Source organism: Mycolicibacterium gadium (assembly GCF_010728925.1).
Taxonomy (GTDB): domain Bacteria; phylum Actinomycetota; class Actinomycetes; order Mycobacteriales; family Mycobacteriaceae; genus Mycobacterium; species Mycobacterium gadium.
The window spans coordinates 3,790,198-3,816,515 of sequence record NZ_AP022608.1; the positions used below are offsets into that span (position 1 = coordinate 3,790,198).

Consider the following 26,318-nt stretch of genomic DNA (forward strand, 5'->3'; position numbering starts at 1 on the left):
GGCCTGTGAAGGGTAGTCGATCAGCGCTAGCGTCGAGGCATGCCGTTCATCGACCACCCGAAGGGCCGCGCGTATTACCGGCACTGGGCCGCCCCCGAGCCGCGCGCCGCGGTCGTCTTCCTGCACGGCTTCGGCGAACACACCGGGGTCTACCACCGCTACGGGTTCGCACTGAACGCCGCGGGCATCGACCTGTGGGCGGTCGACCAGTTCGGCCACGGACTCAGCCCGGGTGACCGCGGCGATTTCGGTTCGATCGAATACTGTTCCGACCTGGCTGACACCCTCACCGAACTGGCCGAAGGCGAGCGGCCCGGCGTGCCGCTGATCGCCCAGGGCCATTCGTTCGGTTCCGTCGTGACCCTGTTCCGGTTGCTGGATCAACCCGACCGCTACCGGGCCGGAGTCGTCTCCGGCGCTCCCCTGGTGCCGATCCCCGAACTCCTCGACACCGACACGGCGTTCGACCTCGAGCCCGGCTGGCTCTCGGCGGACCCCTTCTATGTCGATTCGCTGGAGAACGATCCGCTGGCGTTCGTCGGCGCCGACGGGACGTCGCTCGCCCGAGAGCTGGACAGGGCCTGGGACCGGTTCGGCGGGGATCTGCCGAACCTGTCGGTGCCGACGTTGGCGGTGCACGGCGTCAACGACTCGATAGCACCGGTCGGCGCCGTCCGCGCCTATGCCGAGCAGATCGCGCCGCTGCAGCTCACCGAGTTCCCAGGCGGCCGCCACGACATTCTCAACGAGACGGTGCACCGTGAGGTGGCTCGGACAATCGTCGAATTCATCGAGAGGGTGGGACTAAGCTCGTCGTAATGATCAAGAAGGCAGTCCTCGCGGCCGTCGCCATCTGTGGCGCGGCGGTGGCGTTCGCCGTCCCGGCCGCCGCACAGCCCGGACGTCCTCCGTGCGACCTTGCACTCACCTTCATCTGCAACATCATCCCGACGGCGCCCGAACTCGATCACAATGTCGACCTGTCGACTCAGGTGCCGGTGGATCCGAACGCCCCGGACCCCGAAATGATGCCGCCGCTCGACCCCTGCTCGGCGGGCTGTATCTAGAGCCAGGTGTCGTCGGTGGTGGCGGTGAGAAACGCCTCGAGATCGTCGCGCCAATGTGCCGGGCTGTTCTTGTCCGGCTCGATCCCGGTGTACTGCCCCTTGTAGAACAACAGCGGGCGCGGCTTCTTGTGTGGCACGTCCGACAGCGAGTGCACCGCGCCGAACACCACGAGGTGATCGCCGCCGTCGTGCACCGAATGCACCGTGCAGTCGACGTGCGCCAGCGTGTCCTTGATGATGGGCGATCCGAGTTTCGATAGATGCCAATCGATTTCGGCGAACTTGTCCGGCTCCTTGGAGCCGAAGCGCGCCGATACGTCTTTCTGTTTCTCATGCAGGACGTTGACGCAGAAGCGCCCGCTGGCCTCGATGGCCTTCCAGGATCGCGACACCTTCGTCGGGCAGAACAGCACCATCGGGGGATCCAGCGACAGCGCGGCGAACGACTGGCACGCGAACCCGACGGGCTGCCCGTCATGCACGGTGGTGATCACCGTGATGCCCGTACAGAACTGCCCCAGCACATTTCGGAATGTGCGGGGATCGATGGGCTCACCCACTACTTGAAGCCGATGCTGAAATCGTGGCCCCACAGGCTGACGGCGGTGCTCTCCCTGGCGACCCAATCGTCGTCGGTGACCTGCAGGCCTTCGCAACCGAATTCGACGTCGAATCCGCCGGGTGTCTTCATATAGAACGAGAGCATCTTGTCGTTGACGTGACGGCCCAGGGTGGCCGACATCGGGACCTTGCGGCGGAGCGCACGGTCAAGGCACAGCCCGACGTCGTCGGCCTCGCCGACCTCGACCATCAAATGCACGATCCCGCTTGGTGTCTCACCGGGCATGAACGCGAGGCTGTGGTGGCGCGGGTTGACGCCGAGGAACCGCAGCCACGCCGGCGCGCCATCGGCGGGCCTGCCGACGAGCTGCGGCGGCAGCTTCATCGAGTCACGTAGGAAGAAGCCGAGCACGTCGCGATAGAAGTGCAGTGTCTCCGCGTCGTCGCGCGTGGTGAGCACCACGTGACCGAGACCCTGCTCCTCGGTGATGAACTTGTGGCCGTACGGGCTGACGACGCGGCGGTGTTCCAGCGCAACTCCGTGGAAGACCTCCAGCGTGTTGCCCGAGGGATCGTCGAACGTGATCATCTCGTCGACGCGGCGCTCGGCGAGTTCGGCGGCCGATGCCTCTTTGTAGGGCGTGCCCTCGATGTCGAGGCGGTTGCGAATCTCCTGCAGCGCCGCGGCATTCGCGGTCTCCCAACCGGACTGCAGCAGGCGGTCATGCTCGCCGGGGACGATGACCAGCCGCGCCGGGAACTCGTCCATCCGCAGGTACAGCGCGCCCTCGGTCTGACCGGAGCCCTCCACCATGCCGAGCACCTTCAGGCCGTACTCGCGCCACGCCCCCACGTCGGTTGATTCGATGCGTAGATAACCCAATGACTTGATGCTCATGAGCCACCCCCGAGAAAATCGATAGTCAGCTTGTTGAACTCGTCGAACTTTTCCACCTGCGCCCAGTGCCCGCACTGTCCGAAGACGTGCAACTGGACCTTCGGGATCTGCTTGAGCGCCACCAGCGCCCCGTCGAGCGGGTTGACCCGGTCTTCGCGGCCCCAGATCAGCAGCACCCGCTGGCGCAGCTTGTAGACCTCGCGCCACATCATGCCGAGCTCGAAGTCCACACCCGCGAAAGACTTACCCATCGCGCGGGCGGCGGCCAGCGATTCGGGCTGACTCGCGATCTCGAACCTCTCGTCGATCAGCTCGGGCGTGACGAGGTTCTGGTCGAAGACCATGATGCGCAGAAACTTTTCCATGTTCTCGCGCGTCGGCTCGGCGGTGAACTTGCCGAGCAGCCGCACACCCTCGGTGGGGTCGGGTGCGAACAGGTTCACCGACAAGCCGCCGGGGCCCATCAACACCAGCCGGCCGGCGCGCCTGCCGTTGTCGAGCGCGAACCGCACCGCGGTCCCACCGCCGAGCGAGTTGCCGACCAGGTCGGCGCTTTCGATCCCCAGATGGTCGAACAGGTTCAGCAGCGCGGTGGCGCTGTAGCGGTTGTACTGCTCGTGCTCGGTGTGCTTGTCCGAGTGTCCATATCCCGGCTGATCGACTGCGAGCACGTGGAAGTGGCGGGCCAGCACAGCGATGTTGCGACCGAAGTTCGACCAGCTCGACGCGCCCGGTCCGCCGCCGTGCAGCAGCACCACAGTCTTCTCGTTGCCGACACCCGCCTCGTGGTAATGCAGGCGCATGTCATCGCGAACCTGCGCGTAGCGCGAGGTCGACTCGAACGTGATCTCTTGCTGCTGCGCAGCTTCGGCAGCGAAGGAGGTCATCAGGCCTTCCCAGTTAAACCATCGTGTCCTGCGGTGGCAGGCCGAACTCGTTGTTCCCGAAGATCAGGTAGGCCCGCTCCGGCTCGTTGGCGGCGTGCACGCGGCCGGCGTGCGCGTCGCGCCAGAAACGCTGCACCGGCTGATCGGAGTTCAGCGCGGTCGCGCCGGAGGCCTCGAAGAGAAGGTCGATCGACGAGATGGCGCGGGCGGTGGCGCGGACCTGGTCACGTCGGGCCCGGGCCCGCAGCTCGAACGGAATCTCTTTGCCCGCCTTCAGCAGTTCATGCTCATCGCGAACATTGCCGATGAGCTGCCGCCAGCCGGCGTCGATATCGCTCGCCGCCTCGGCGATCCGGATCTTGGCGAACGGGTCGTCCTTGGACTTCTCGCCGGCGAACGCCGCGCGGACGCGCTTGCCCTGGTGTTCGACGTGGGCGTCGTAGGCGCCGTACGCCATACCCATGATCGGCGCCGAGATGGTCGTGGGATGCATGGTGCCCCAAGGCATCTTGTAAACCGGTGCGGTGTTGTTCTCCAGCCCACCGGCAGTGCGGTCGTTCATCGCCTTGTAGGACAGGAAGCGGTGCCGCGGGACGAAGACGTCCTTGACCTTGAGCGTGTTGCTCCCGGTGCCCTTGAGCCCCACGACATGCCAGACGTCGTCGATCTCGTAGTCCGACCGCGGAATGAGGAAGCTGCCGAAGTCGACCGGCTTGCCGTCCTTGATCACCGGACCGCCGACGAACGTCCACGTGGCATGGTCGCAGCCCGAGGACCAGTGCCACGCGCCGTTGACGAGATAACCGCCGTCGACCACGGTGCCCGCCCCCATCGGCGCGTACGACGAGGAGATCCGGACGGCCGGATCGTCGCCCCAGACCTCTTCCTGCGCCTGCTGGTCGAACAGGGCGAGATGCCAGTTGTGGACGCCGATGATCGAGCTGACCCATCCGGTCGACCCGCAGGCGCTCGCGATGCGGCGGACGGCTTCGTAGAAGACCGTCGGATCACACTGCAGGCCGCCCCACTGCTCGGGCTGCAGAAGCTTGAAGAACCCGGCCTCGTTGAGTTCGGCGACGGTCTCGTCGGGCAACCGCCGCAGTTCCTCGGCCGCCTGCGCCCGCTTTGCGATGAGCGGCAGCAGATCGTCGATGCCGGCTAGGACCGACTGCACGTCACGCTGTTCAATGGACGTCACTGGATTCGCCTTCCGGAGTATGGGCCTAGATAAAGATTAGAACACGTTACGATTTGTGTCGAGAAGGGCCTTGCTGCGGCGGCTGGACCTGGGGACATGCATTTCTGTAACCTGTTCTAGTTATTGGCCATGATATTTCGCGAGGAAGGGTGCACGGTGACGGACGAGCCGCTCGGAAGCCACGTGCTCGAGCTGGAGCTGACCGACGTCGTCGAGGAGACCACCGACGCGCGTTCGCTGGTTTTCGCCGTCCCGGACGGAGCCGACGTCCCCGCCGACCGGTTGCGCTACTCGCCGGGTCAGTTCCTGACGCTGCGGGTGCCCAGCGATCGCACCGGCTCGGTGGCGCGCTGCTACTCGCTGTGCAGTTCCCCCTTCACCGACGACCCGCTGACGGTGACCGTCAAGCGCACCGCGGACGGATACGCCTCGAACTGGCTGTGCGACAACGCGCACGCCGGCATGAAGATGCACGTGCTGGCGCCGTCGGGCACCTTCGTACCCAAGACCCTCGACACCGACTTCCTGCTGTTGGGAGCCGGCAGCGGCATCACGCCGATGATGTCGATCTGCAAGTCGGCGCTCGCCGAGGGCAGCGGCAAGGTCGTGCTGATCTACGCCAACGAGGACGAGAACTCGGTGATCTTCAACGCCGCACTGCGCGACCTGGCGGCCAAGTACCCCGATCGCCTCACTGTCGTGCACTGGCTCGTCAGCGTGCAGGGGCTGCCGAGCGCAGCGGCGTTGGCCGGCCTGGCCGAGCCGTATGCGGGACATGACGCGTACATCTGCGGCCCGGGTCCGTTCATGGTCGCGGCCGAGGAAGCGCTCAAGACCGTCGGCGCGCAACGCATTCACATCGAGGTGTTCAAGTCGTTGGACTCCGACCCGTTCGCCGCGGTGGTCATCGAGGAAGACGACAGCGATGAGGGCCCGGCCACAGCGGTCGTCACGCTCGACGGTGAGAAGCATGAGATCACCTGGCCGCGCAAGGCGAAGCTGCTCGACGTCCTGCTCGACAAGGGCCTCGATGCGCCGTTCTCGTGTCGAGAGGGCCACTGCGGCGCATGCGCGGTACTGAAGAAGAGCGGCGACGTCGAGATGGAAATCAACGACGTGCTCGAGCAGTCCGACCTCGACGAAGGCCTGATCCTGGGCTGCCAGGCGCTGCCGCGATCCGATTCGGTCGAAGTCACCTACGACGAGTAACCCGCGGGCTACGATGCGCGCACCGAAGGGAGCATCTCTGTGATTAGGCGGTTGGCCGGCGCGTTCGTGGCGATCTCGGCGACAGTGCTGACACTAGCGTCCATCACACCGACGGCCGTGTCATCGGCTGCGCTGGACACGGCGGACTCGTCGATTCCCGCGAATCCGGTGGACACAATTCAGATGCGTGTGACCGCCAATTGCATTACGGCCGAAGCGAGATGCCTGTTCGACACCGTCGCAAACCTGCGCACACCGACCGGTGTGGTCGGGTTTCCCGGTGATCTGTACGCCCGGCAGAACGTGACGCTGCGCACGATGGACCGCTCCGTCTACATCAACTCGAACGTCGCGACGCCGAACACCCGGATCTTCAAATCGTTGACCGACAACGAGATCTCGACGGTCTACTTCGGCGGTGGACCGCCGGATCGGGTCAGCCTGCACGGCGTCGCGTGGCCGATCGACTCCTACACCGGCCGCCCCCGCACCGATGTTCCGCTGATCGTGTGCTCCTACATCCAGGTGGTGTACGCGGGCGTCAACCTCACGACACCCAACGCCTGCGCGCAGGCCGCCTTCAGCTAGCGGGGCAGGCCGAGCAGTCGTTCGCCTGCCATGGTGAGCAGAATCTGCTCGGTTCCGCCCGCGATCGTCAGGCAGCGCGTGTTCAAGAAGTCGAAGACGGTCTTGTTGTCGACGACGCCGGCACCCTCGGACAGCTCCATCCTCAGCTCGGACAGCGCCTGCCGGTAGCGCACCCCGATCAGCTTGCGCGCGCTGGCTTGCGGGCCCGGATCTTGGCCCCCCACAGCGAGTTCCGCGATCTTCTGGTCCAGCAGCGAGCCGACCTGCGCCGCCAGGATCAGCGAGCCGAGCTGGTGCTGTCCGGTCGAATCGAGATCGAGATCGGCGACCTGACGCAACAACTCCTCCATCGGGTTACCCAGCGCGGTGCCATGCGCCATCGCCACCCGCTCGTTGGCCAGCGTCGTGCGTGCCAGCCGCCAGCCGTCGTTGACCGGGCCGACCACCATCTCGTCGGGCACGAAGACCTCGTCGAAGAACACCTCGTTGAACAGGTTGTCGCCGGTGATCTCTCGCAGCGGACGGATGTCGATGCCCGCCGACTTCATGTCGACGAGGAAATAGGTTATGCCCTTGTGCTTGGGGGCGTCCGGATCGGTACGGGCCAGGCACACCCCCCATGCCGCCTTGTGAGCCGCCGACGTCCACACCTTTTGACCGGTGAGCTTCCAGCCCCCGTCAGCGCGAACGGCCTTGGTGCGCAGCGCGGCCAGATCCGACCCCGCGCCGGGCTCACTGAACAGCTGGCACCACAGGAACTCGCCACGCAGCGTGGCCGGGACGAACTGCTCGATCTGCTCGGGAGAGCCGTGCTCGAGAATCGTCGGCACCGCCCACCATCCGATCACCAGATCCGGTCGGACCACCTCGGCCTTGGCCAGCTCCTGATCGATCAGCAACTGTTCGGCCGGGCCGGCCTCGCGGCCGTGTGGACGCGGCCAGTGCGGCGCCAGCAGACCGGAATCAGCCAACGCAACCTGCCGCTTCTCCGCAGGCTGAGCGGCGACTTCGGCTACCGCAGAAGCGATTTCGGGGCGCAGATGCTCCACCGATTCAAGGTCGATCTTCAAATCGCGGCGCACACCCTGCTGAGTGAGTGTCGCGACACGACGCAGCCACTTGTCAGCGCCGCCGAGGAAATGGGCGATGCCGTACGCGCGCCGTAGATACAGATGCGCGTCGTGCTCCCACGTGATCCCGATGCCGCCGAGTACCTGAATGCAGTCCTTGGCGTTGGCCTTCGCGGCGTCGATTCCGGCGGCCGCAGCCACCGCGACGGCAATGGAGAGTTGCTGTTCGTCATCCTCGGCCACCGCCCTGGCCGCGTCCGCCGCGGCCACCGACGCCTGCTCGGAGCGCAGCAGCATCTCGGCGCACATGTGCTTGATGGCCTGGAAACTGCCGATCGGCTTGCCGAACTGCTCGCGCACCTTCGCGTACTCCGTCGCGGTCTGTAGCGCCCAGCGCGCCAACCCCGCTGCCTCGGCGGCCAGCACCGTGGCCGCCAGGTCGGCGAAACGTTGCGGCGACGTCGACAGCTTCACCGCGGGTGCGCCGTCGAGCACGACACGCGCCAGCGGCCGCGAGAAGTCGGTCGGGGTCAGCGGTTCGACGGTGACACCGTCGGCAGACGCGTCGATCAGCACGACGGAATCCGCAGCGGGCAGCAGCAAGAACCCGCCGGGATCGGCTCCCAGCACGTAGTCGGCGGTGCCGGATGCCCGGGCGCCGTCGAGTTCGATGTCGGCCGTCAGCGTGACGCCCGCTACCCGTTCACCGCCGACCAGCAACTCCAGGACGTCGGCCTGCTCCACCAGCAACGTGGCCAGGGCCGTGGTCGCGACCGGGCCCGGGACCAGGGCCGCGGCGGCCTCGTCGACCATCGCGCACAGATCCTCGACGGTGCCGTCGGCGCCGCCTTTCTCCTCGGAAAGCGCGACACCGAAGAGGCCGAGTTGAGCCAGCCCGTCGTAAGCTGAACGCCACGCGTCCGGCTGGCCCGCCTCCACCCTCCTGGCCGCCTCGGAGGGGCCGGAAGCAGCTGCCCAGCTACGGACCAGCTCGCGCGCGGCAAACTGCTCGTCGGTCATTGTGGCTGACACCGTCTGCTCCTAGCGTTTGGGTGAGAAGTCCATGCTTCCCACTAGAACGTGTTCTAATAGTGCCAGCGATCGACCGTCAAGTCGACCGCCATAGCAGCAGGACACGTCGGTGCCGCGGCGTTTCTGAAGTGAGAAAATGTAGTTCGGCATGCGTATCGTTTTCACGAGTACGCGCGCGGAGAGGGAGTAGTCGATCAGATGTCCGGCCTGTCACAGCCAAACCCGGGATCGGGGTCGGATTCGCGACCGCCCCAGGTGATGACCGTGGCGGTATTGGCCGAGTCCGAACTGGGATCCGAAGCCCAACGGGAGCGCCGCAAGCGAATCTTGGACGCCACCCTGGCCATCGCCTCCAAGGGCGGTTACGAGGCGGTGCAGATGCGCGCGGTCGCGGAACGGGCCGATGTCGCGGTAGGCACGCTGTATCGCTACTTCCCCTCGAAGGTGCACCTGCTCGTGTCGGCGCTGGGCCGGGAATTCGAGCGCATCGACGCCAAGACCGACCGTGCCACGATCGTCGGGGGCACCCCGTACCAGCGCCTGAACGTCATGGTCGGCAAGCTCAACCGGTCGATGCAGCGCAATCCGCTGTTGACCGAGGCGATGACACGGGCATTCGTATTCGCCGACGCGTCGGCGGCGGGCGAGGTTGACCACGTCGGCAAGCTGATGGACTCGATGTTCGCCCGCGCCATGAGCGACGGCGAGCCGACCGAGGACCAGTACCACATCGCGCGCGTCATCTCCGACGTCTGGCTTTCGAACCTGCTCGCCTGGCTGACGCGGCGGGCGTCGGCGACCGATGTCGCCAAGCGTCTGGACCTCGCCGTGCGGCTTCTGATCGGCGACGGCGAGCACCCTAAGATCTAGGCGTGCTCCCGGTCGAACTGCAGCGCGCGCTCGATACCGTTTCCCGGGTTCCCCGGTTACTGGTCACCTGCGATTTCGACGGCACCCTCGCGCCCATCGTCAGCAACCCGGCCGACGCCCGGATGCTGCCCGATGCGGCCACCGCGCTGACCGCGCTCGCCGAACTGCCCGACACCCACGTGGCCCTGGTATCCGGACGGGCGCTCGGCGTGCTGCGCACGCTGTCGAGGATGCCGGCATCCGTTCACCTGGTCGGCAGCCACGGGGCCGAATTCGACACCGGCTTCGCCCACGACATCGACGAGGGCCTGCTGACCCGAATCATCGCCGAGCTGAACGAGATCGCTGCGGACAAGCCCGGCGTCACGGTGGAGACGAAACCGGCATCGGTCGCCCTGCATGTCCGCAATGCCAGTCCGGGCGACGGCGAGGCGGCGTTGGACCAGGCCCGCCGCGCCTCGGACACCTGGGATGCGCACGCCACCGCGGGCAAGGCGGTGCTGGAGTTCGCCGTCATCCAGACCGACAAGGGCGAGGCGGTCGACATCCTGCGCGAGCAGAACGCCGCTACCGCTGTGGTCTTTCTCGGGGACGATGTCACCGACGAGAAGGCATTCGCGCGGCTGCGCGACGGCGACATCGGGGTCAAGGTCGGACCCGGTGACACAGCGGCGGGCTTTCGCATCGAGTCGCCCGCCGATGTCGCAGAAGCGATGGCGTACCTGCTGAGTGCCCGTCGCCAGAGCTAGGCGGGCGGACCCGACGTGCGGCCGCGCACCACCTCGGTCTCGAGCACCTCGATCGCCGGCAGCCCGGAGCGCGGCGGGTTGTGCAGCAATCGGCCCGCGCGTCTGCCCTTTTCCATGCTCGGCTGCACGACCGTCGTCAGGCCGCGCCGCAACGCCTCGGGCACACCGTCGAAGCCGGTCACCGTCATCTGCCCGGGAACGTAGATACCCTTCGCGCGCAAGTGATCCATCGCCGACAGCGCCAGCACGTCGGCCGTGCACATCAGCGCGGTGATACGCGGGTTCTCGTCGAGGGCCACCTCGGCGGCCGCCCCACCGGACGTCGGCAGGTGTTCATAGCTCTCGACCACGGTCAGCGACGCCGGGTCGAGGCCCGCGGCGGTCATTGCGTCGTGTACGCCGTGGATGCGCTCGCGCTGCACGTGGAAGTGCGGAGTCTGGACTCGGTCGGGGTCGGCCAACGCCGGCTTCGGTCCACCATGCGGCCAGTCGCGTCCCAGTCGCATCGTCAACAGCCCGATCTCCCGGTGGCCAAGGCCCACAACATGTTCGGCAAGTTGGCGCATGCCTTCGCGGTCGTCGATACACACCCGCGAGGTGCCCGGCGCATCCTTCGGCTGGTCGACGACGACGATCGGCAGGTGCCGCTGCTGCACCACCGACAGATAGGGATCGTCGTCGGAGGCGGAGTACACCACGAACCCGTCCACCCCCGCCGCGAGGACGGCAGCCGAACCGTCGTCGAGGCTTCGCTTCGGACCGATCGCCACGAGCAGCAGTCCCTGCCCGGCCTCTTCGCACGACTCCGCGAGTCCGGCGACGAAGTCGAGCGCGGCGGGATCGCTGAAGGAGTAGTTGAGCGGTTCGGTGATCATCAGCCCGACCGCCCCCGCCTTACGGGTGCGCAACGAGCGGGCCACCGGGTCCGGCCCCGGGTAGCCCAGCTGCTTCGCGGTGGCCAGTACACGATCGCGGAGATCGGCCGACAGCTGATCCGGCCGGTTGTAGGCGTTGGAAATGGTGGTCCGCGAGACCTTCAACTCGGCGGCCAACGAAGCCAGAGTCGCCCGGCGCCGGGGCGCTGGACTCCTGGACATGCTGTGACGTTAGCCCATGAATTTGCGTAACCCGGGATGCCGTGGGATAGAGTTATTGGAAACGGTTTTCATTTCTATTCAGAGGCTTACGGGAGGTTGCCATGCGTGCCAGCTTTGCGGCGATGACGGCGGTCGTGGTGGCGATCGGCGCGGCCGGATGCACTCAGCAGGAATCGGCGCGATCCGGCGACGGCGCCGTATCCGTCGTCGCATCCACCGATGTCTGGGGCAGCGTGGCCAGCGCTGTCACCGGCGACCATGCATCCGTGACATCGATCGTGAACGGCACGGTCGCCGATCCGCACTCGTTCGAGGCCAGCCCTGCCGACACCGCGGCGCTTACCGACGCCTCGCTGGTCGTCTTCAACGGCGGCGACTACGACCACTGGGTCGAGCACGTGCTGGAAGAACATCCGGACGTGCCCAGCGTCGACGCCGTCGCGCTACTGCCGGCCTCGTCGCAACCCCCGAACGAGCACGTCTTCTACGACCCGGCGACCGCCAAGGCCGTCGCCGCGCAGATCGCCGAACGGCTGTCGACGATCGACTCCGGCAACGCCGAGGCCTACCGCGCCAACGCCGCGACGTTCGGCGCCAAGACCGACGAGATCCTGGCGCTCGAGCGCACGATCGGCCAGGAACATCCTGGGGCCTCCGTCGTCGCGACTGAGCCCGTCGCGCACTACCTGCTGGTCAATGCAGGTATCACCGACAAGACTCCGGAGGGCTTCGCCAACGCGATCGAGCAGGACACCGACCCGTCGCCCGCGGACCTGGCCGCGGTGCTCGACCTGATCAACGCTCGGCAGGTGTCCGCGCTGGTGTACAACCCGCAGACCGAGACCGCGGTCACCAGCCAGCTTCGGGACGCCGCCAGCCGCGCCTCGATACCCGTCGTGAACGTGACGGAGACTTTGCCCGATGACACCGACTACCTGACCTGGCAGCGCCAAACCGCCGAACAGCTGGCGAGCCAGTTGGATAAGGCGCCACCGGCGAACAGATAATCGATCCGTGCCCGCTGACGTCGTCGCCGAACTGACGAGCGCCCGGCTGGCGTTCGCCGAACGCGTGCTGTGGGACCAACTCGACCTCACCGTGCGCGCGGGCGAATTCATCGCAGTGCTCGGCCCCAACGGTACCGGCAAGACTTCCCTGCTCAAGGTGCTGCTCGGCCAACTGCCCCTCACCGCGGGCAAGGTCACGATCTGCGGTAAGCCGGTCGAAAAGGGCAGCAGGCGAATCGGTTACGTGCCCCAGCACCGCGCGATCGACAGCGGACTGTCGCTGCGGGGGTGTGATCTCGTCGGGTTGGGGTTCGACGGTCACCGCTGGGGTCTGGCGACCGACCGTTCGGCCAAGCGCACAGCCGTGCAGCGGGCGCTGGACCAGGTCAACGGCAAGGCACTCGCGAATGTGCCGGTCGGTGTGATGTCCGGCGGCGAGCTCCAGCGGGTGCGGATCGCCCAGGCGCTGACCACGGATCCGGTGCTGCTGTTGTGCGACGAGCCACTGCTCAACCTGGATCCGGCCAACGCACGGCTGGTGTCGACGCTGATCGATGCGCGCAGGCGCGACGCGAACACCGCCGTACTTTTCGTCACCCATGAGGTGAATCCCGTTCTGCCATATGTAGACCGGGTGCTGTATTTGGTCGACGGTCGATTCCGGATCGGCACCGTCGAAGAGGTGATGACGTCGGCGACCCTGTCCGAGTTGTATCGCGCCGACATCCAGGTGGTGAAGGTCGGCAGCCGCTACGTCGTGGTCGGCGAGCACGACCACTCGGCACACGCGAGCGGCCACGACCATGAGTGAACGGCTCACCGACCTGCTGGCACACCTGTTCTCGTTCGACATCACCATCGACCTGTTGCGCCGCGACTTCGTCCAGCAGGCCCTACTCGCGGCCGCACTGCTCGCCCTGGTGTCCGGGTTGATCGGACCGTTCATCGTGATGCGGCAGATGTCGTTCGCGGTGCACGGGTCCAGCGAACTGTCGCTCACCGGAGCGGCTTTCGCGCTGCTAGCCGGTTTCAACGTCGGTATCGGCGCACTTGTCGGATGCGCATTGGCCGCGGTCTTGTTCGGGGTGCTGGGCCAGCGTGCGCGCGAACGGGATTCGGCGATCGGTGTGGTGCTCGCGTTCGGGCTCGGCCTTGCGGTGCTGTTCATCCATCTCTATCCCGGGCGCAGCGGGACGAGCTTCGCGCTGCTGACCGGGCAGATCGTCGGCGTCGGCTACTCGGGGCTGGCGTTGTTGGCCGTCGTGTCGATAGTCGTCATCGTCGTGCTTGCGGTGTCCTACCGTCCCCTGTTGTTCGCCACTGTCGACCCCGAGGTGGCGGCGGGACGCGGAGTTCCGGTGCGCGCGTTGGGCATCGTTTTCGCCGCGCTGGTCGGGGTCACGGCCGCACAGGGCGTGCAGATCGTCGGGGCGTTGCTGGTGATGTCGCTGCTGATCACACCCGCTGCGGCCGCCGTTCGGGTGTTCTCGTCACCCGGGGCGGCGCTCGCGGCATCGGTGATCTTCGCCGAGGTGTCCGCCGTCGGGGGCATCCTGCTGTCGCTGGCGCCCGGCGTTCCGGTCTCGGTGTTCGTCACGACGATCTCGTTCGCGATCTTCCTGGTGTGCTGGCTGATCGGTCGCCGGGGCCGTGCCCGCGGTTAGTCCCGTTCCACCGGACGTGTTGAGTCCGAGGACCATTCAGACCATGAGCCCGGATACAGCGCGGCGTCGACTCCGGCCGCGGCGAGCGCAGCGACCACGACCGATGCCGTGACACCCGATCCGCAGTACACGCCCACGGCGCCGCTGGCCTCCGGCACATCGGCGACGAAACGCCCGTCGCGGTCCAGCAGGCTCGTGCTCGGGACATTACGGGCGCCGGGAATGTGGCCCGCGACCGGATCGACCGGCTCGACCTCGCCGCGAAAGCGTTCCGGCGCGCGGGCATCCACCAGGGTCAGGTCGGCGGCGGTCACCTGCTCGGCGGTGAGTGTCGACAACGCGCCTGCGTACAGGTCGTGGTGTGCCACCGTCACATCGCCGGGTTGCACGCTCGCCGGACCGCATTCGAGTGGACCGGACCAGGCGGCCAGTCCGCCGTCGAGGATCCGCACATCGGGGATGCCCGCCGCGGTCAGCACCCACCAGGCGCGCCCCGACCCGGCCCGGTTCCAGTCGTCGTACACGACAACCGGCGAACCGTCGCGTACACCCCAACGCCTGGCGGCTGCCTCCAGGTCGCGACCGGAGGGCAGCGGGTGGCGCCCGCGCCCGGTGACGGTGTGGTCGGACAACTCGTCCTCCAGCGAGACGTACACCGCGCCCGGGATGTGCCCACGCTCGAATGCCGGGCGACCGTCGGGCTCGTTGAGCTGCCAACGCACGTCCAGGATCGTCGGCCGCTCGCCGTCGTCGAGTCGCTGTTTCAGCTCCGCCGCACTGATCAATACTTGCTCGCGGGTCACCTTTCGATGGTGCCACCTAAGCTCACCAGCGTGACCGAGCACGCATTCAGCCCTGCTGAGCGAAGCGCGATCTATCGGGTGATCGCCGCGCGCCGCGATATGCGCCGCTTCGTCCCCGGATCCGAGATCCCCGAGGACGTCCTGTTCCGGTTACTGCAGGCCGCGCATGCCGCGCCCAGCGTCGGGCTGATGCAGCCGTGGCGATTCATCCGGATCACCGACCCCGCGTTGCGCCGCGACATCCACGCCGTCGTCGACGACGAGCGTCAGCGCACGGCAGAGGCGCTCGGCCCGCGCAACGCCGAGTTCCTGGCCCTGAAGGTCGAAGGCATTCTGGACTGTGCCGAGCTCTTCGTCGTCGCGCTCGGCGACGGTAGGCAGGCCCACGTGTTCGGCAGGCGCACGCTGCCCCAGATGGATCTCGCGTCGGTGTCGTGCGCCATCGAGAACCTTTGGCTGGCCGCACGTGCCGAAGGTCTCGGCATGGGGTGGGTGTCGATTTTCGACCCGCGCCGGCTCGGGGAGTTGCTCGGTGTTCCGGAGGACGCCGAAGCGGTCGCCGTGCTGTGTCTCGGTCCGGTGCCGGAGTTTCCCGACCGTCCGCAACTCGAGATCGACGATTGGGCGGTCGGACGGCCGCTGAGCGAGTTCGTCGCCGAGAACCGGTGGGCCGCGCAGGCGCCGATCGTAGGCTGGTCGACGTGACCGTCGACCTGAACGCCGATCTCGGCGAGAGCTTCGGAGTGTGGAAGCTCGGTGACGACGACGCCATGCTCGACGTCGTCACGAGCGCGAACGTCGCGTGCGGTTTCCACGCCGGCGACTCTGCATTGTTGCTGCGGACGTGCCGGGCGGCCGCCGAACGCAATGTGCGCATCGGTGCGCAGGTCAGCTATCTCGATCTCGCCGGATTCGGCAGACGCTTCATCGACGCCGATCCAGAAGACCTGAAGGCGGACGTGATTTACCAGATCGGCGCGCTACAGGCGATCGCTCGCGTGGCGGGATCGACGGTAACCTACGTCAAACCCCATGGCGCGCTGTACAACACGATCGTCACCAATCACGATCAGGCGCGGGCGGTCGCCGAAGCGGTATACGCTGTCGACCCGGCCCTGCCCGTCCTGGGCCTGTCCGGTTCGGTGTTCTTCGCCGAGGCGCAGGAGCTCGGCCTGCGGACTGTGTCCGAGGCGTTCGCCGACCGCGCGTACCGATCCGACGGGCAGCTGATATCCCGACGCCTGCCCAACGCGGTGCTGCACGACGTCGACGAGATCGCCGACCGGGTGTCGTCGATGGTGACGGCGGGACGAGTTGCCGCCGCCGACGGCTCCACGATTCCGATCACGGTCGAATCTGTTTGCGTGCATGGAGATTCGCCGGGGGCGGTGCACATCGCCAACGCGGTTCGGGCCCGGCTGGGATCCGACGGAGTCGAGATCAGGCCGTTCACTTGAGCCTGCGTGCTCACAGGCTCAGCCGGCGATAGCGCTGCAGTCGGCGGATGGCGCCTGCCGACGCGTTTCCGTCACAAGGAGCGAGCGCGTCGTGAAGAAGGGCGCGCACGTGCTCTGTGTCCAGCTCCATTCCGATGGCGACGAGGCTGTTCGGCGCCGCCGACGCGGAAGCGGTGGAGATATGAATGGACGGACCAACGAGATGCACGACATAGGGCCGCACTGTCGAGCGGTATCGCACGGCGATCGTCCCCTTGACTCGATAGACCCCAGACGGCGGATCCTCCAGTAGGTCAAGAAGTTTGCCCGGGTCGATACACCCCGAGCTGGTCACCGTGACCGCGTCGGCGTGGGCGTGATCATCGTCCGCGTGGGCATGTGCCTCGTCCGCGGCGTCAAAGAGGAGTTCCCTGAACGAGAGCTGGCCCGGCTCGTCATCCGATCCGGGTAGGTCATACAGCAGTGCGGGGTCGATTCGTGCGCCGACTGTCCCGACGACAGGCGCATGAGGGTTCCGTTCTCGCACACGCTGCTCGACTCGCTCGAGCAGCGGTTGCCGGTCCCCCTCGGGCAGTCGATCCATCTTGTTGACGACGATCAACGAGGCGGCGGCATAGCGCGCCGGCGGGCGTGCATCGCGATCCACCACGTCGAAGTGGGTGGTGGCGTCGATGACGTCGACGATGCCACCCGGCCGCACGCCGTCAGCACCGCTGAACCGAATCAGCTGCGCCACGGCGACGGGGTCGGCCAGGCCGCTGGTCTCGACGATGATGGCATCCAGGTCGAGCCGTGGGTCGGTGAGCTTGGTCAGCGCCTCGTCCAGCCCACCGTTGTCCGGCAGACAGCACACACAGCCGCCGGTGATCGAGGCGGGTTCGTCGATCTGGCCGGTGACCAGTCCGGCGTCGACGTTGAGCGCGCCAAAATCGTTGATGATCACGCCAAGTCGAGCTCTCGGCGTTCGCAGGACATGGTTCAGCAGGGTGGTCTTGCCCGCGCCGAGATATCCCGTCAGCGCGATGACGGGGATGTTGCTCACTCGCACAACTCTACGATGCCGACCGGTAGTTGACCTGAACCGCGATTGAGGTTGCAGACTGCGGAAATGAACACCGCGGTGGCGCAAGTGCGGATGGCCAGGCCGACGGACCGACTTGCCGAAGTCGAGCGGTTCTACACCGACGCGCTGGGCTTGCCGGTGATCTACCGGTTCGCCAACCACGCCGGATACGACGGCGTCATGATCGGGCTGCCCGGCATCGACTACCACCTCGAGTTCACCTCGCACGTAGACGGCAGTCCAGGACCCGCGCCGTCGCGCGAGAATCTGCTCGTCCTGTATTTCCGCAGCGATGCTCAGATGTACGAGGTCGTCGAAAGGCTGGCGCTGGCAGGCCGGTACCCCGTCGACGCCGAGAATCCGTACTGGGCGGGAGTGGGTGCGCTGACCTTCGAGGATCCCGACGGCTGGCGTGTCGTGCTGGTGCCAAGGCCGGTGTTCTGACCCCATAGGCTGGCGCCATGCGCCTCAAGCTCGGCAGGCCGAACCTGGCCGACTACGCCGGTTACTTCGACGCGCCCGCTGCGCCCGAGGGTGCGCCGCTGACCGTCACCTGGGCCGGCGTCACCACGCTGCTCGTCGACGACGGTGAGTCCGCGGTGATGACCGACGGCTTCTTCTCCCGACCGAGCCTCGCCGAGGTCGGGCTGCGGTCGTTGTCGCCCTCGGCGCCTAGGATTGACGGCTCGTTGGCGCGATTGGGCGTGCAGCGGCTCGAGGCGGTGTTGCCGGTGCACACCCATTTCGACCACGCGATGGACAGCGCCGTCGTCGCCGAGCGCACCGGCGCGAAGGTGGTCGGCGGAACATCGGCGCGACAGGTCGGCCTCGGTCACGGGTTGCCCGACGATCGTCTCGTCGTGGCGATACCGGGTGAACCGATAACCCTTGGGGCGTATGACGTCACGCTGATCGAGTCCGAACACTGCCCCCCCGACCGATTTCCCGGAGTCATCACCGAACCCGTCACGCCACCGGTGCGCGCGCCGGCATACAAGTGCGGTGAAGCATGGTCGACGGTCGTGCATCACCGGCCGTCGGACCGGCGGCTGCTGATCGTCGGCAGCGCCGGTTTCGTGCCCGGTGCGCTGGCCGGACAACAGGCCGACGTCGTCTACCTCGGCGTCGGGCAGCTCGGTGTGCAGCCCGAGCAGTACCTGCTCGACTACTGGGCAGAGGCTGTGCGCACGGTTGGTGCGCGCCGCGTCGTCCTGACCAATTGGGACGACTTCTTCCGCCCGCTGCACAAGCCGCTGCGCGCGTTGCCCTACGCGGGTGACGACCTGGACGTCACGATGCGGCTGCTTTCCCGGCTGGCTGTCGAGGACGGTGTCGCGCTGCATCTGCCTACGCTCTGGCAGCGCACGGACCCGTGGAGTTGAGCCTGGCGCTCGTCGCGCTGGCCGTCGTGCTGCTGTTCGCCATCGTGCGCCCGCACGGCTGGCCCGAGGCCATCGTCGCGGTGCCGGCGGCCGCCACGCTGCTCGTCGCCGGCGTCATCTCGGTGCCGGAAGCGCTGGACGAGGTGAACCGGCTGCTGCCCGTCGTCGGGTTCCTCGCGGCGATACTGGTGCTGGCGCGCCTGTGCGATGACGAAGGCCTGTTCCGCGCCGCAGGCGTCGCGATGGCGCGGTTCAGCGCGGGCAACCCCAAACACCTGCTGTCCATGGTGTTCGTCGTCGCATCGGCGACCACCGCGATCCTGAGCCTGGATGCCACCGTCGTGCTGCTGACACCGGTCGTCCTCGCGACGGCACGCACGCTGGCCGTACCGGCCCGACCGCACGCGTACGCCACCGCCCACCTGTCCAACAGCGCGTCGCTGCTGCTGCCGGTGTCCAACCTGACCAACCTGTTGGCGTTCACGGCAGCGGGCCTGACCTTCCTGCATTTCGCCGCGATCATGGCCCTGCCGTGGCTGGCGGCGATCGCCGTCGAATTCGTCCTTCTGCGTTGGCTTTTCAAGCGTGATCTGTCGATCGAATCGCAGCAGGCAAATACCTCAGAGCCCGTCGACGTCCCGGTGTTCGTGCTGGTGGTTCTCGCACTCACCCTCGTCGGTTTTGCGGTGGCCTCGCTACTCGGACACTCCCCGGCCTGGGCGGCCCTGGCGGGCGCGACCATCCTGGGCGTGCGCGCACTCGCGCACCGCGACACCACCGTCATACGGATCGCCGCCGCGATCGACGCGCCGTTCCTGGCGTTCGTATTGTGCCTCGGGGTCGTCGTCGACGCGGTGATGCTGCACGGCCTCGACTCCGCGATGCGCCATGTGCTTCCCACCGGGACCACGCTGCCCGCGCTGCTCGGAATCGCCGCGATCGCCGCCGCGCTGTCCAACGCCGTCAACAACCTGCCCGCGGTGTTGGTCATGCTTCCGCTCGTCGCGGCATCGGGCCCGGCAGCCGTGCTCGCCGTACTTATCGGGGTGAACATCGGGCCGAATCTGACCTACATCGGCTCACTGGCCAACCTGCTGTGGCGCGGCGTGGTACGCCGCGAGATGCCGACGGGGTTTGTCGAATTCACCCGGATCGGGTTGTGCACCGTACCGCTCACCCTGCTGGCTTCGGTCGCAGCGCTATGGGTGAGCATCCGATTGATCGGCGTGTAGGCCCGGTTACCTGCGCTCAAACGACAGTGGGACAACGCATGTCGATTGAGCCACCGGCGGCGCTGCGGGGTGCGCGTCGCCATAGTATCGGCCAGATTGATGCTATGGAGGCGTTCAGCAGGTACGTCGCGCTCGGCGACTCGTTCACCGAAGGTATCGGCGACCCCCACCCAGACTGCCCGAACGGTCTGCGCGGCTGGGCCGATCGCGTCGCAGAAGTGCTCGGACAGCACAACCCGCACATGCGGTACGCCAACCTGGCGGTGCGCGGGCGCACCATGGACGAGATCCTCGCCGAGCAGATCCAGACCGCCGTCATGCTCGAGCCCGATATCGTGACGGTCTATGCCGGGATGAATGATCTGCTGTTGGTGCGCAACAACATCGACGCCATGATGGCGCGCTATGCCGACGCGCTGAAGACGCTGCAGCAGACGGGTGCCGTGGTGCTGACGTTCACCGCGGCCGATCTCGGAACGGTGCCGTTGTTCCGGCGGCTGCGCGGCCGTGCCGCGATCTACAACGAGTTGCTGCGCACCGTCGTCGACGATATCGGTGTTCAGCTCGTGGACTTCTGGCGGTTCACCGAATTTCGGGATCCGCGGCTGTGGGCGGGCGACCGCATTCACCTGTCCCCACTCGGGCATGAACGCATGGCCGCCAAAGTCCTCGACACACTCACGGTGCCGCACAGCCTCACGTCGCGCTCAGCCGCCCTGCTGGCGTCGTCGCCTCCGGTACACAGCTGGTGGCAGAACCTGCGATGGGCGACAGCATTCGCTGCGCCGTGGGTGGCGCGTCGGCTACGGCGCGTGACGCCAGGTGCCGGTATAGAACCGAAATTGCCTGGGCTGGCCGAGATTCTGCAGCCCGCGTACTAGCTGCGGCGCTGGCGGGCGATCTCGGCGAGTACCACACCGGCGGCCACCGATGCGTTCAGCGATTCCGTCGGCCCGGCCATCGGAATCGACACGATCACATCGCAGTTCTCCCTGACCAGCCGCGACAGACCCTTGCCCTCGGATCCGACGACGACCAGGATGTGGCCCGAGCCGTCCAGCTCGTCCACCGTGATGTCACCGTCGGCATCGAGACCCACCACCTGCAGACCCGCGCTGGCCCAATCCTTCAGCGTGCGATTGAGATTCGTCGCCCGCGCCACCGGAAGCCGGGCCGCCGCACCCGCACTTGTGCGCCACGCGACCGCCGTCACCGACGCCGATCGGCGCTGCGGAATGAGCACACCGTGACCGCCGAACGCGGACACCGACCGCACGATCGCGCCGAGGTTGCGCGGATCGGAGATGTTGTCCAGTGCGACGAGCAGTGCGGGCGACACGTCCGTCGTCGCAGACTTCACCAGGTCGTCGGGATGTGCGTACTGATACGGCGGCACCTGCAACGCGATTCCCTGATGCAGCCCGTTGGTGCTCATTCGGTCCAGATCGGTCCGGGGCACCTCGAGGATCGCGATGCCGGAATCGGCTGCCCGCGTGACTGATTCGGTCAGTCGCTCGTCGGATTCCGCGCCGAGGGCGACGTAGAGCGCGGTGGCGGGCACTCCCGCGCGCAGGCATTCCACGACCGGGTTGCGCCCGAGCACCAATTCGACGTCGTCGGTCTTGCGTTGCCGTCCCTGTTGCTTTCTCGCCGCCTTGGCGGCGCGTTTGGCCGCGGGATGATTGACCCGGTCCGTGGCGGCCGGAGTCGCTCCCCTGCCCTCGAGTCCACGGCGGCGCACACCGCCCGATCCGACGGTCGGCCCCTTTTTGGTGCCCGGCTTGCGAACCGCGCCACGGCGTTTGGAGTTTCCAGCCATTACTTTGTATAACCGTCCAGCAGTGTCCATTGCGGTCCGTCACCGGTGTCGGTGACCTCGATCCCGGCCGCCTTGAGACGGTCGCGGATGGCGTCGGCCTCGGCCCAGTCGCGTCTGTCCCTGGCGTCAGCGCGGCGCTGTACCTCGGCCTGCACCAGCACATCGACCGCGGCCAGCGCGGCCGAGGTTTCGTCCTTGGACTCCCAGCGCTCGTCGAGCGGATCGGCGCCCAGGATGCCCATCATCGTCCGGATCGACATCGCCTGTGACAGAGCCTCTTCGTGGTCGCCGGCGTCCAATGCTCGGTTCCCCTCAGCGCGCGCGGCGTGGATTTCGGCCAGCGCCATCGGCACCGCGAGGTCGTCGTCCAGGGCCGCCGCGAACTTCGGTGTCCACTCGCCCGGCACCACCGCACCGACCCGGGTACGCACGCGGTGCAGGAAATCCTCGATTCCGGTGTAGGCCTTCGCGGCGTCCTGCAGCGCCGTCTCCGAGAACTCCAGCATCGACCGGTAGTGCGCGCTGCCCAGGTAATACCGCAGTTCGGCAGCCCGAACCCGTTGCAACACAGCCGGTATCGCCAGCACGTTGCCCAGTGACTTGCTCATCTTCTCGCCGCCCATGGTCACCCAGCCGTTGTGCAGCCAGAACCGGGCGAACGGATCACCGGCGGCCTCGGCCTGTGCGATCTCGTTTTCGTGATGCGGGAACACCAGGTCCATACCGCCGGCATGGATGTCGAATTCGGCGCCCAGGTAGGCCTCGCACATCGCTACGCACTCGGTGTGCCAGCCCGGACGGCCGCGCCCCCACGGTGTCGGCCACGACGGTTCACCCGGTTTCGCGCCCTTCCACAGCGTGAAGTCGCGCTCGTCGCGCTTACCGGTGGCAACGCCTTCGCCCTGATGTACGTCATCGATACGGTGGCCCGACAGCTTCCCGTAGTCGGCCAGGCTGAGCACGTTGAAGTAGACGTCACCACCGCCGACATAGGCGTGGCCACGTTCGATCAGGCGCTCGATCAGCTCGATGATCTGCGTGATGTGTCCGGTGGCCCGCGGCTCAGCCGACGGCGGAAGGACGCCCAGGGCGTCGTAAGCGGCCGAGAACGCGCGCTCGTAGGTGGCGGCCCATTCCCACCACGGCCTGCCCGCATCGGCGGCCTTGTTCAGGATCTTGTCGTCGATGTCGGTGACGTTGCGGATGAAAGTGACGTCGTAACCCTTCGCCATCAGCCAGCGCCGCAGGACGTCGAACGCCACCCCACTGCGAACGTGGCCGATATGAGGCAGACCCTGCACCGTCGCGCCGCAGAGATAGATCGACACGTGGCCTTCGCGCACCGGCACGAAGTCGCGGACAGCGCCCGTCATCGTGTCGTATAGCCGCAGGTCGGTCACGACGGGCCAGCTTACCGGGCTTATTCGGGCGGAATGACCAGTGCGGTCGCGATCGCGGCCAAACCTTCGCCCCGGCCGGTCAGACCCAGACCGTCTGTCGTGGTCGCCGAAACCGACACCGGGGCGTCGATGAGTTCGGACAGCAACTTCTGGGCCTCGGCACGACGCGGACCCACCTTGGGCCGATTGCCGATGACCTGAACGGCGGCGTTGCCGACGCGGTAACCCTCGGCCACCAGCAGACCGTGCACGTGGCGCAACATGTCAGCACCGCTGACGTCGCGCCATTCGGGGCGGCCTGTGCCGAACACCTCGCCAAGATCGCCGAGGCCGGCGGCGGAGAGCAACGCGTCGCACAACGCATGTGCGGCGACGTCGCCGTCGGAATGTCCGGCACAACCGTCGGCGTCAGCGAACGACAGGCACAGCAGCCAGCACGGCCTACCGGTCTCGATCGGGTGTACGTCGGTACCGAGCCCGACTCTGGGCAGGCTCGTCATGGCCTTCAGGAGGCGGCAGCAAGTGCCTCGTCGAGAATGGTCGCGGCCTTCTCGTCATCGGTGTTCTCCGCAAGCGCGAGCTCACCGACGAGGATCTGACGCGCCTTGGCCAGCATCCGCTTCTCGCCGGCGGACAGGCCACGCTCCTGATCGCGACGCCACAGGTCGCGGACCACCTCGGCGACCTTGTTCACGTCGCCGGAGGCCAGCTTCTCGAGATTGGCCTTGTAGCGGCGCGACCAGTTGGTCGGCTCCTCGGTATGCGGCGCGCGGAGCACCTGGAAAACCTTGTCGAGACCTTCTTGCCCGACGACGTCTCGCACGCCCACGTATTCGGCATTCTCCGCTGGGACTCGAACGGTGAGATCGCCCTGGGCGACCTTCAAGACGAGGTATTCCTTCTGTTCGCCTTTGATGGTCCGGGTTTCGATCGCTTCGATCAGCGCGGCGCCGTGGTGTGGATAGACGACGGTGTCTCCGACCTTGAAAATCATCAGATTAGAGCCCCTTTCACAACCCAATGTTAGCACGGTGTCCAGACAGGCGTGGATCAACGGTGCAGGTCAGGGGCACTCCGGGTCGAGACTAGGGGTTGACAGGCGGATGAATACGTGCAACACGCTGCTGCCATCGAGAAATATGCAGACCGTCCGTCGCCCCTCAGCTACCGCCCGCCACGCGCACCTACTACAGTCCATAGTCGAATCCAAAGTCCGTCGAGCAGGAGGCACGTGTGGACCGCTTCAAACTGGCCGCCTGTGGACTGGCAGCCACCGTCGTCCTGAGTGGCTGCGGGGCAGGGCAGGTCTCCCAAACGGCCACCCAGGAACCCGCGGTCAACGGCACCAGCGCGAACATCGGGCAGATTGCGGTACGCAACGCCCACCTGCGGGTCGACCAGACGTCGGATTACGTACAGCCGGGCCGTGAGGTGGAGCTGATCTTCGTCGCTTCCAACAACTCGCCGGACGTCAACGACAAGCTGCTGTCGATCACCTCCGACGTCGGAACGGTCACGCTGAGTGGCGACACCGCCCTGCCGGCGACGGGCAACCTCGTGGTGGGCGCCCCCGACGGGCAAATCACTCCGCTCGAAAGCGTCGAGACGGTCGACGCGGCCGAAGCCAAGGTGGAGCTGACGAAGCCGATCACCAACGGCTTGACTTACGACTTCACGTTCACGTTCGAGAAGAGCGGCGAGGGCACCTTCGCCGTGCCGATTTCCGCCGGTGAGAGCCCGCGTCGCGAAGAGGGCGGCAGCGCAGGCCACTCGAGCGGCGGCTCCGGCGGTCACTGACCGCACTACTCCGCGACACGGCCCCTCACCACGGGGTTTCTGTCGGTCCGTGCGGCTACGGTCGGCCCATGCCCAAAAGTGGTGCTAAGCCACGGTCGCAGTACCGCTGCTCCGAATGCCACCACGTCACAGCGAAGTGGGTCGGCCGGTGCGCGGACTGCGGCACCTGGGGCACGGTCGACGAGGTGGCGGTGCTCTCAGCCGTCAACGGGTCATCAATGCGCCGCGCGGTCGCCCCGACCTCACCCGCGGTACCGATCAGCTCGATCGATCCCGGCCGCACCCGGCACATCCGCACCGGAATCACCGAACTCGACCGGGTCCTCGGGGGCGGAGTGGTCCCCGGGTCGGTCACGCTGCTGGCAGGAGAACCCGGAGTCGGGAAGTCGACCCTGCTGCTGGAGGCCGCTCACCGGTGGGCCGAGAGCGGAAAGCGCGCGCTCTACCTGTCCGGCGAGGAATCAGCCGGCCAGATCCGGATGCGGGCCGGGCGCACCGGCTGCACGCACGACGAGGTCTTCCTGGCCGCCGAGTCGGATCTGCAGATGGTGCTCGGTCACATCGACGAAGTGCAGCCCAGCCTGGTCATCGTCGACTCGGTGCAGACGATGTCGACGACCGAAGCCGAGGGCGTCACGGGTGGCGTCACCCAGGTGCGCGCAGTGACCACGACGCTGACGATGGCCGCCAAAACCTCTGGAGTGGCGATGATCCTGGTCGGCCACGTCACCAAGGACGGCGCGATCGCGGGACCCCGCTCACTGGAGCATCTCGTCGACGTCGTCCTGCACTTCGAGGGTGACCGGCAGTCGTCGCTGCGCATGGTTCGCGGTGTCAAGAACCGCTTCGGGGCGGCCGACGAGGTCGGCTGTTTTCTGTTGCACGACAACGGAATCGAATGCGTCTCGGATCCGTCGGCACTGTTCCGGGATCAACGGCCGCAGCCGGTGTCGGGGACGGCCGTCACGGTTACGCTCGACGGTAAGCGCCCTCTCATCGGCGAAGTGCAGGCGCTCATCGGAGCACCGGCCAGCGGGTCGCCACGGCGCGCGGTCAGCGGTATCGACTCGTCGCGCGCGGCGATGATCACCGCGGTGCTGGAGAAGCGGGCGAAGCTGCCGGTCGGCGCCAACGACATCTATCTGTCGACGGTTGGGGGCATGCGGTTGACTGATCCCTCCGCCGATCTTGCGGTGGCACTGGCGATCGCGTCGTCGTGCATGGACCTGCCGATGCCCGGCTCCGCCGTGGCCATCGGCGAAGTCGGACTGGCGGGCGATCTGCGCCGCGTCAGCGGGATGGATCGACGGCTGGCCGAGGCCGCACGGCTGGGCTTCACCGTCGCCGTGGTGCCTCCCGGCGTGACGGCCGTGCCCGCCCGACTGCGCGCGATTTCGGCCGACAACATCGGCTCGGCATTGCGGGTGCTGCGAGAAATCGCGCAGAATAACGGCCAGTCGTAGGAGGG

The 26,318-nt window shown here is 67.0% G+C and carries 29 protein-coding genes; 17 read left to right on the forward strand and 12 right to left on the reverse strand.

The genetic code is table 11. The features are described 5' to 3' along the window. Nucleotides 1–39: 39 nt before the first annotated feature. Nucleotides 40–819, forward strand: a complete 780-nt coding sequence (locus G6N36_RS18695) for an alpha/beta fold hydrolase (RefSeq protein ID WP_163688404.1) — start codon at nt 40–42, stop codon at nt 817–819. Further along, nucleotides 819–1,067 carry a fibronectin-binding protein gene (locus G6N36_RS18700; RefSeq protein ID WP_163688405.1) on the forward strand — a complete coding sequence of 83 codons (249 nt, stop codon included), beginning with the start codon at nt 819–821 and terminating at the stop codon, nt 1,065–1,067. The genes G6N36_RS18695 and G6N36_RS18700 overlap by 1 nt, the downstream gene beginning before the upstream one ends. Here the strand turns inward: G6N36_RS18700 and hsaB are convergent. The 4 genes from hsaB to hsaA are packed head-to-tail and all read right to left on the reverse strand — an operon-like array spanning nt 1,064 to nt 4,611. Further along, nucleotides 1,064–1,627, reverse strand: coding sequence for a 3-hydroxy-9,10-secoandrosta-1,3,5(10)-triene-9,17-dione monooxygenase reductase subunit (gene hsaB, locus G6N36_RS18705; protein ID WP_163688406.1), 564 nt, complete (start codon nt 1,625–1,627; stop codon nt 1,064–1,066). The two genes, G6N36_RS18700 and hsaB, sit on opposite strands and share 4 nt — an antisense overlap. After that, entirely contained in the window at nt 1,627–2,526 is a 900-nt protein-coding gene (gene hsaC / locus G6N36_RS18710) for an iron-dependent extradiol dioxygenase HsaC (RefSeq protein WP_163688407.1), read from the reverse strand. The genes hsaB and hsaC overlap by 1 nt, the downstream gene beginning before the upstream one ends. Continuing rightward, a complete protein-coding gene (gene hsaD / locus G6N36_RS18715) occupies nt 2,523–3,413 on the reverse strand; it encodes a 4,5:9,10-diseco-3-hydroxy-5,9,17-trioxoandrosta-1(10),2-diene-4-oate hydrolase (RefSeq protein ID WP_163688408.1) in 891 nt (296 codons plus the stop codon). The genes hsaC and hsaD overlap by 4 nt, the downstream gene beginning before the upstream one ends. A gap of 13 nt (nt 3,414–3,426) precedes the next feature. Beyond that, nucleotides 3,427–4,611: a 3-hydroxy-9,10-secoandrosta-1,3,5(10)-triene-9,17-dione monooxygenase oxygenase subunit gene (gene hsaA / locus G6N36_RS18720; protein ID WP_163688409.1), complete on the reverse strand. Its 1,185-nt coding sequence runs from the start codon at nt 4,609–4,611 to the stop codon at nt 3,427–3,429. Nucleotides 4,612–4,767: 156 nt separating this feature from the next. Here hsaA and G6N36_RS18725 point away from each other — a divergent pair, with 156 nt between their 5' ends. Continuing rightward, on the forward strand, nt 4,768–5,820 hold the full coding sequence (locus G6N36_RS18725; RefSeq protein WP_163688410.1) for a ferredoxin--NADP reductase: 1,053 nt from the start codon (nt 4,768–4,770) through the stop codon (nt 5,818–5,820). Between the two features lie 39 nt (nt 5,821–5,859). Further along, nucleotides 5,860–6,408, forward strand: coding sequence for a hypothetical protein (locus G6N36_RS18730; RefSeq protein WP_179964814.1), 549 nt, complete (start codon nt 5,860–5,862; stop codon nt 6,406–6,408). Here G6N36_RS18730 and G6N36_RS18735 read toward each other — a convergent pair. Further along, the gene (locus G6N36_RS18735) at nt 6,405–8,498 is read right to left on the reverse strand and encodes an acyl-CoA dehydrogenase family protein (protein WP_179964952.1); all 2,094 of its coding nucleotides are present in this window, start codon (nt 8,496–8,498) and stop codon (nt 6,405–6,407) included. The two genes, G6N36_RS18730 and G6N36_RS18735, sit on opposite strands and share 4 nt — an antisense overlap. Before the next feature lie 210 nt (nt 8,499–8,708). Between G6N36_RS18735 and kstR the strand changes: the two genes are divergently transcribed. Continuing rightward, nucleotides 8,709–9,380 (forward strand): cholesterol catabolism transcriptional regulator KstR, encoded by a 672-nt coding sequence (kstR, locus tag G6N36_RS18740; protein ID WP_163688412.1) that lies wholly within the window; start codon nt 8,709–8,711, stop codon nt 9,378–9,380. A 2-nt stretch (nt 9,381–9,382) separates the two neighbouring features. Beyond that, nucleotides 9,383–10,129 (forward strand): trehalose-phosphatase, encoded by a 747-nt coding sequence (gene otsB / locus G6N36_RS18745; protein WP_163688413.1) that lies wholly within the window; start codon nt 9,383–9,385, stop codon nt 10,127–10,129. Here the strand turns inward: otsB and G6N36_RS18750 are convergent. Beyond that, nucleotides 10,126–11,226: an Rv3575c family transcriptional regulator gene (locus G6N36_RS18750; protein WP_163688414.1), complete on the reverse strand. Its 1,101-nt coding sequence runs from the start codon at nt 11,224–11,226 to the stop codon at nt 10,126–10,128. The two genes, otsB and G6N36_RS18750, sit on opposite strands and share 4 nt — an antisense overlap. 101 nt (nt 11,227–11,327) lie before the next feature. On the opposite strand from G6N36_RS18750, the gene G6N36_RS18755 reads away from it, so the two are divergent. Genes G6N36_RS18755 through G6N36_RS18765 form a run of 3 tightly spaced genes read left to right on the forward strand, consistent with a single transcriptional unit; the run spans nt 11,328 to nt 13,897 of the window. Then, nucleotides 11,328–12,233, forward strand: a complete 906-nt coding sequence (locus tag G6N36_RS18755; protein WP_163688415.1) for a metal ABC transporter solute-binding protein, Zn/Mn family — start codon at nt 11,328–11,330, stop codon at nt 12,231–12,233. A 7-nt stretch (nt 12,234–12,240) separates the two neighbouring features. After that, nucleotides 12,241–13,044, forward strand: a complete 804-nt coding sequence (locus G6N36_RS18760) for a metal ABC transporter ATP-binding protein (protein WP_163688416.1) — start codon at nt 12,241–12,243, stop codon at nt 13,042–13,044. Further along, a complete protein-coding gene (locus tag G6N36_RS18765; protein ID WP_163688417.1) occupies nt 13,037–13,897 on the forward strand; it encodes a metal ABC transporter permease in 861 nt (286 codons plus the stop codon). Before G6N36_RS18760 ends, G6N36_RS18765 begins: the two co-directional genes overlap by 8 nt. Here the strand turns inward: G6N36_RS18765 and G6N36_RS18770 are convergent. Beyond that, entirely contained in the window at nt 13,894–14,700 is an 807-nt protein-coding gene (locus G6N36_RS18770; protein ID WP_163688418.1) for a sulfurtransferase, read from the reverse strand. The two genes, G6N36_RS18765 and G6N36_RS18770, sit on opposite strands and share 4 nt — an antisense overlap. Before the next feature lie 30 nt (nt 14,701–14,730). Between G6N36_RS18770 and bluB the strand changes: the two genes are divergently transcribed. After that, nucleotides 14,731–15,405, forward strand: a complete 675-nt coding sequence (gene bluB / locus G6N36_RS18775) for a 5,6-dimethylbenzimidazole synthase (RefSeq protein WP_235690103.1) — start codon at nt 14,731–14,733, stop codon at nt 15,403–15,405. Further along, on the forward strand, nt 15,402–16,157 hold the full coding sequence (locus G6N36_RS18780) for a LamB/YcsF family protein (protein ID WP_163688420.1): 756 nt from the start codon (nt 15,402–15,404) through the stop codon (nt 16,155–16,157). Before bluB ends, G6N36_RS18780 begins: the two co-directional genes overlap by 4 nt. Nucleotides 16,158–16,167: 10 nt before the next feature. On the opposite strand, the gene G6N36_RS18785 is transcribed toward G6N36_RS18780, so the two are convergent. Further along, the gene (locus G6N36_RS18785) at nt 16,168–17,199 is read right to left on the reverse strand and encodes a CobW family GTP-binding protein (RefSeq protein ID WP_163688421.1); all 1,032 of its coding nucleotides are present in this window, start codon (nt 17,197–17,199) and stop codon (nt 16,168–16,170) included. Between the two features lie 66 nt (nt 17,200–17,265). Between G6N36_RS18785 and G6N36_RS18790 the strand changes: the two genes are divergently transcribed. The 4 genes from G6N36_RS18790 to G6N36_RS18805 all read left to right on the forward strand — a co-directional run bounded on the left by G6N36_RS18790 (nt 17,266) and on the right by G6N36_RS18805 (nt 20,715). Continuing rightward, entirely contained in the window at nt 17,266–17,664 is a 399-nt protein-coding gene (locus tag G6N36_RS18790; RefSeq protein WP_163688422.1) for a VOC family protein, read from the forward strand. Between the two features lie 17 nt (nt 17,665–17,681). Then, nucleotides 17,682–18,602, forward strand: coding sequence for an MBL fold metallo-hydrolase (locus tag G6N36_RS18795; protein WP_163688423.1), 921 nt, complete (start codon nt 17,682–17,684; stop codon nt 18,600–18,602). After that, a complete protein-coding gene (locus tag G6N36_RS18800) occupies nt 18,593–19,834 on the forward strand; it encodes an SLC13 family permease (protein WP_163688424.1) in 1,242 nt (413 codons plus the stop codon). Before G6N36_RS18795 ends, G6N36_RS18800 begins: the two co-directional genes overlap by 10 nt. Nucleotides 19,835–19,938: 104 nt before the next feature. Further along, entirely contained in the window at nt 19,939–20,715 is a 777-nt protein-coding gene (locus G6N36_RS18805; protein WP_235690104.1) for an SGNH/GDSL hydrolase family protein, read from the forward strand. Here the strand turns inward: G6N36_RS18805 and rlmB are convergent. Genes rlmB through carD form a run of 4 tightly spaced genes read right to left on the reverse strand, consistent with a single transcriptional unit; the run spans nt 20,712 to nt 24,047 of the window. Beyond that, a complete protein-coding gene (rlmB, locus tag G6N36_RS18810) occupies nt 20,712–21,653 on the reverse strand; it encodes a 23S rRNA (guanosine(2251)-2'-O)-methyltransferase RlmB (RefSeq protein ID WP_163688426.1) in 942 nt (313 codons plus the stop codon). The genes G6N36_RS18805 and rlmB overlap by 4 nt on opposite strands. Further along, on the reverse strand, nt 21,653–23,053 hold the full coding sequence (gene cysS / locus G6N36_RS18815) for a cysteine--tRNA ligase (RefSeq protein WP_163688427.1): 1,401 nt from the start codon (nt 23,051–23,053) through the stop codon (nt 21,653–21,655). Before cysS ends, rlmB begins: the two co-directional genes overlap by 1 nt. A 20-nt stretch (nt 23,054–23,073) precedes the next feature. Beyond that, nucleotides 23,074–23,553 (reverse strand): 2-C-methyl-D-erythritol 2,4-cyclodiphosphate synthase, encoded by a 480-nt coding sequence (ispF, locus tag G6N36_RS18820; RefSeq protein ID WP_163688428.1) that lies wholly within the window; start codon nt 23,551–23,553, stop codon nt 23,074–23,076. A 5-nt stretch (nt 23,554–23,558) separates the two neighbouring features. Next, nucleotides 23,559–24,047, reverse strand: coding sequence for an RNA polymerase-binding transcription factor CarD (gene carD, locus G6N36_RS18825; RefSeq protein ID WP_003888533.1), 489 nt, complete (start codon nt 24,045–24,047; stop codon nt 23,559–23,561). Between the two features lie 239 nt (nt 24,048–24,286). Here carD and G6N36_RS18830 point away from each other — a divergent pair, with 239 nt between their 5' ends. Together G6N36_RS18830 and radA are read left to right on the forward strand one after the other, a co-directional pair. Continuing rightward, entirely contained in the window at nt 24,287–24,850 is a 564-nt protein-coding gene (locus G6N36_RS18830) for a copper chaperone PCu(A)C domain-containing protein (protein ID WP_163688429.1), read from the forward strand. A 68-nt stretch (nt 24,851–24,918) separates the two neighbouring features. Next, nucleotides 24,919–26,313 carry a DNA repair protein RadA gene (radA, locus tag G6N36_RS18835; RefSeq protein ID WP_163688430.1) on the forward strand — a complete coding sequence of 465 codons (1,395 nt, stop codon included), beginning with the start codon at nt 24,919–24,921 and terminating at the stop codon, nt 26,311–26,313. Nucleotides 26,314–26,318 lie beyond the last annotated feature (5 nt).

Bases quoted from the DNA above. Each gene is read 5' to 3' on its own strand.
- G6N36_RS18805 (WP_235690104.1), top strand. From the start codon at position 19,939: ATGGAGGCGTTCAGCAGGTACGTCGCGCTCGGCGACTCGTTCACCGAA.
- carD (WP_003888533.1), bottom strand. From the start codon at position 24,047: ATGATTTTCAAGGTCGGAGACACCGTCGTCTATCCACACCACGGCGCC.
- G6N36_RS18790 (WP_163688422.1), top strand. From the start codon at position 17,266: ATGAACACCGCGGTGGCGCAAGTGCGGATGGCCAGGCCGACGGACCGA.
- G6N36_RS18735 (WP_179964952.1), bottom strand. From the start codon at position 8,498: ATGACCGACGAGCAGTTTGCCGCGCGCGAGCTGGTCCGTAGCTGGGCA.
- radA (WP_163688430.1), top strand. From the start codon at position 24,919: ATGCCCAAAAGTGGTGCTAAGCCACGGTCGCAGTACCGCTGCTCCGAA.
- G6N36_RS18750 (WP_163688414.1), bottom strand. From the start codon at position 11,226: ATGTCCAGGAGTCCAGCGCCCCGGCGCCGGGCGACTCTGGCTTCGTTG.
- G6N36_RS18765 (WP_163688417.1), top strand. From the start codon at position 13,037: ATGAGTGAACGGCTCACCGACCTGCTGGCACACCTGTTCTCGTTCGAC.
- hsaC (WP_163688407.1), bottom strand. From the start codon at position 2,526: ATGAGCATCAAGTCATTGGGTTATCTACGCATCGAATCAACCGACGTG.
- G6N36_RS18795 (WP_163688423.1), top strand. From the start codon at position 17,682: ATGCGCCTCAAGCTCGGCAGGCCGAACCTGGCCGACTACGCCGGTTAC.
- ispF (WP_163688428.1), bottom strand. From the start codon at position 23,553: ATGACGAGCCTGCCCAGAGTCGGGCTCGGTACCGACGTACACCCGATC.
- G6N36_RS18700 (WP_163688405.1), top strand. From the start codon at position 819: ATGATCAAGAAGGCAGTCCTCGCGGCCGTCGCCATCTGTGGCGCGGCG.
- hsaD (WP_163688408.1), bottom strand. From the start codon at position 3,413: ATGACCTCCTTCGCTGCCGAAGCTGCGCAGCAGCAAGAGATCACGTTC.
- G6N36_RS18755 (WP_163688415.1), top strand. From the start codon at position 11,328: ATGCGTGCCAGCTTTGCGGCGATGACGGCGGTCGTGGTGGCGATCGGC.
- kstR (WP_163688412.1), top strand. From the start codon at position 8,709: ATGTCCGGCCTGTCACAGCCAAACCCGGGATCGGGGTCGGATTCGCGA.
- G6N36_RS18695 (WP_163688404.1), top strand. From the start codon at position 40: ATGCCGTTCATCGACCACCCGAAGGGCCGCGCGTATTACCGGCACTGG.
- rlmB (WP_163688426.1), bottom strand. From the start codon at position 21,653: ATGGCTGGAAACTCCAAACGCCGTGGCGCGGTTCGCAAGCCGGGCACC.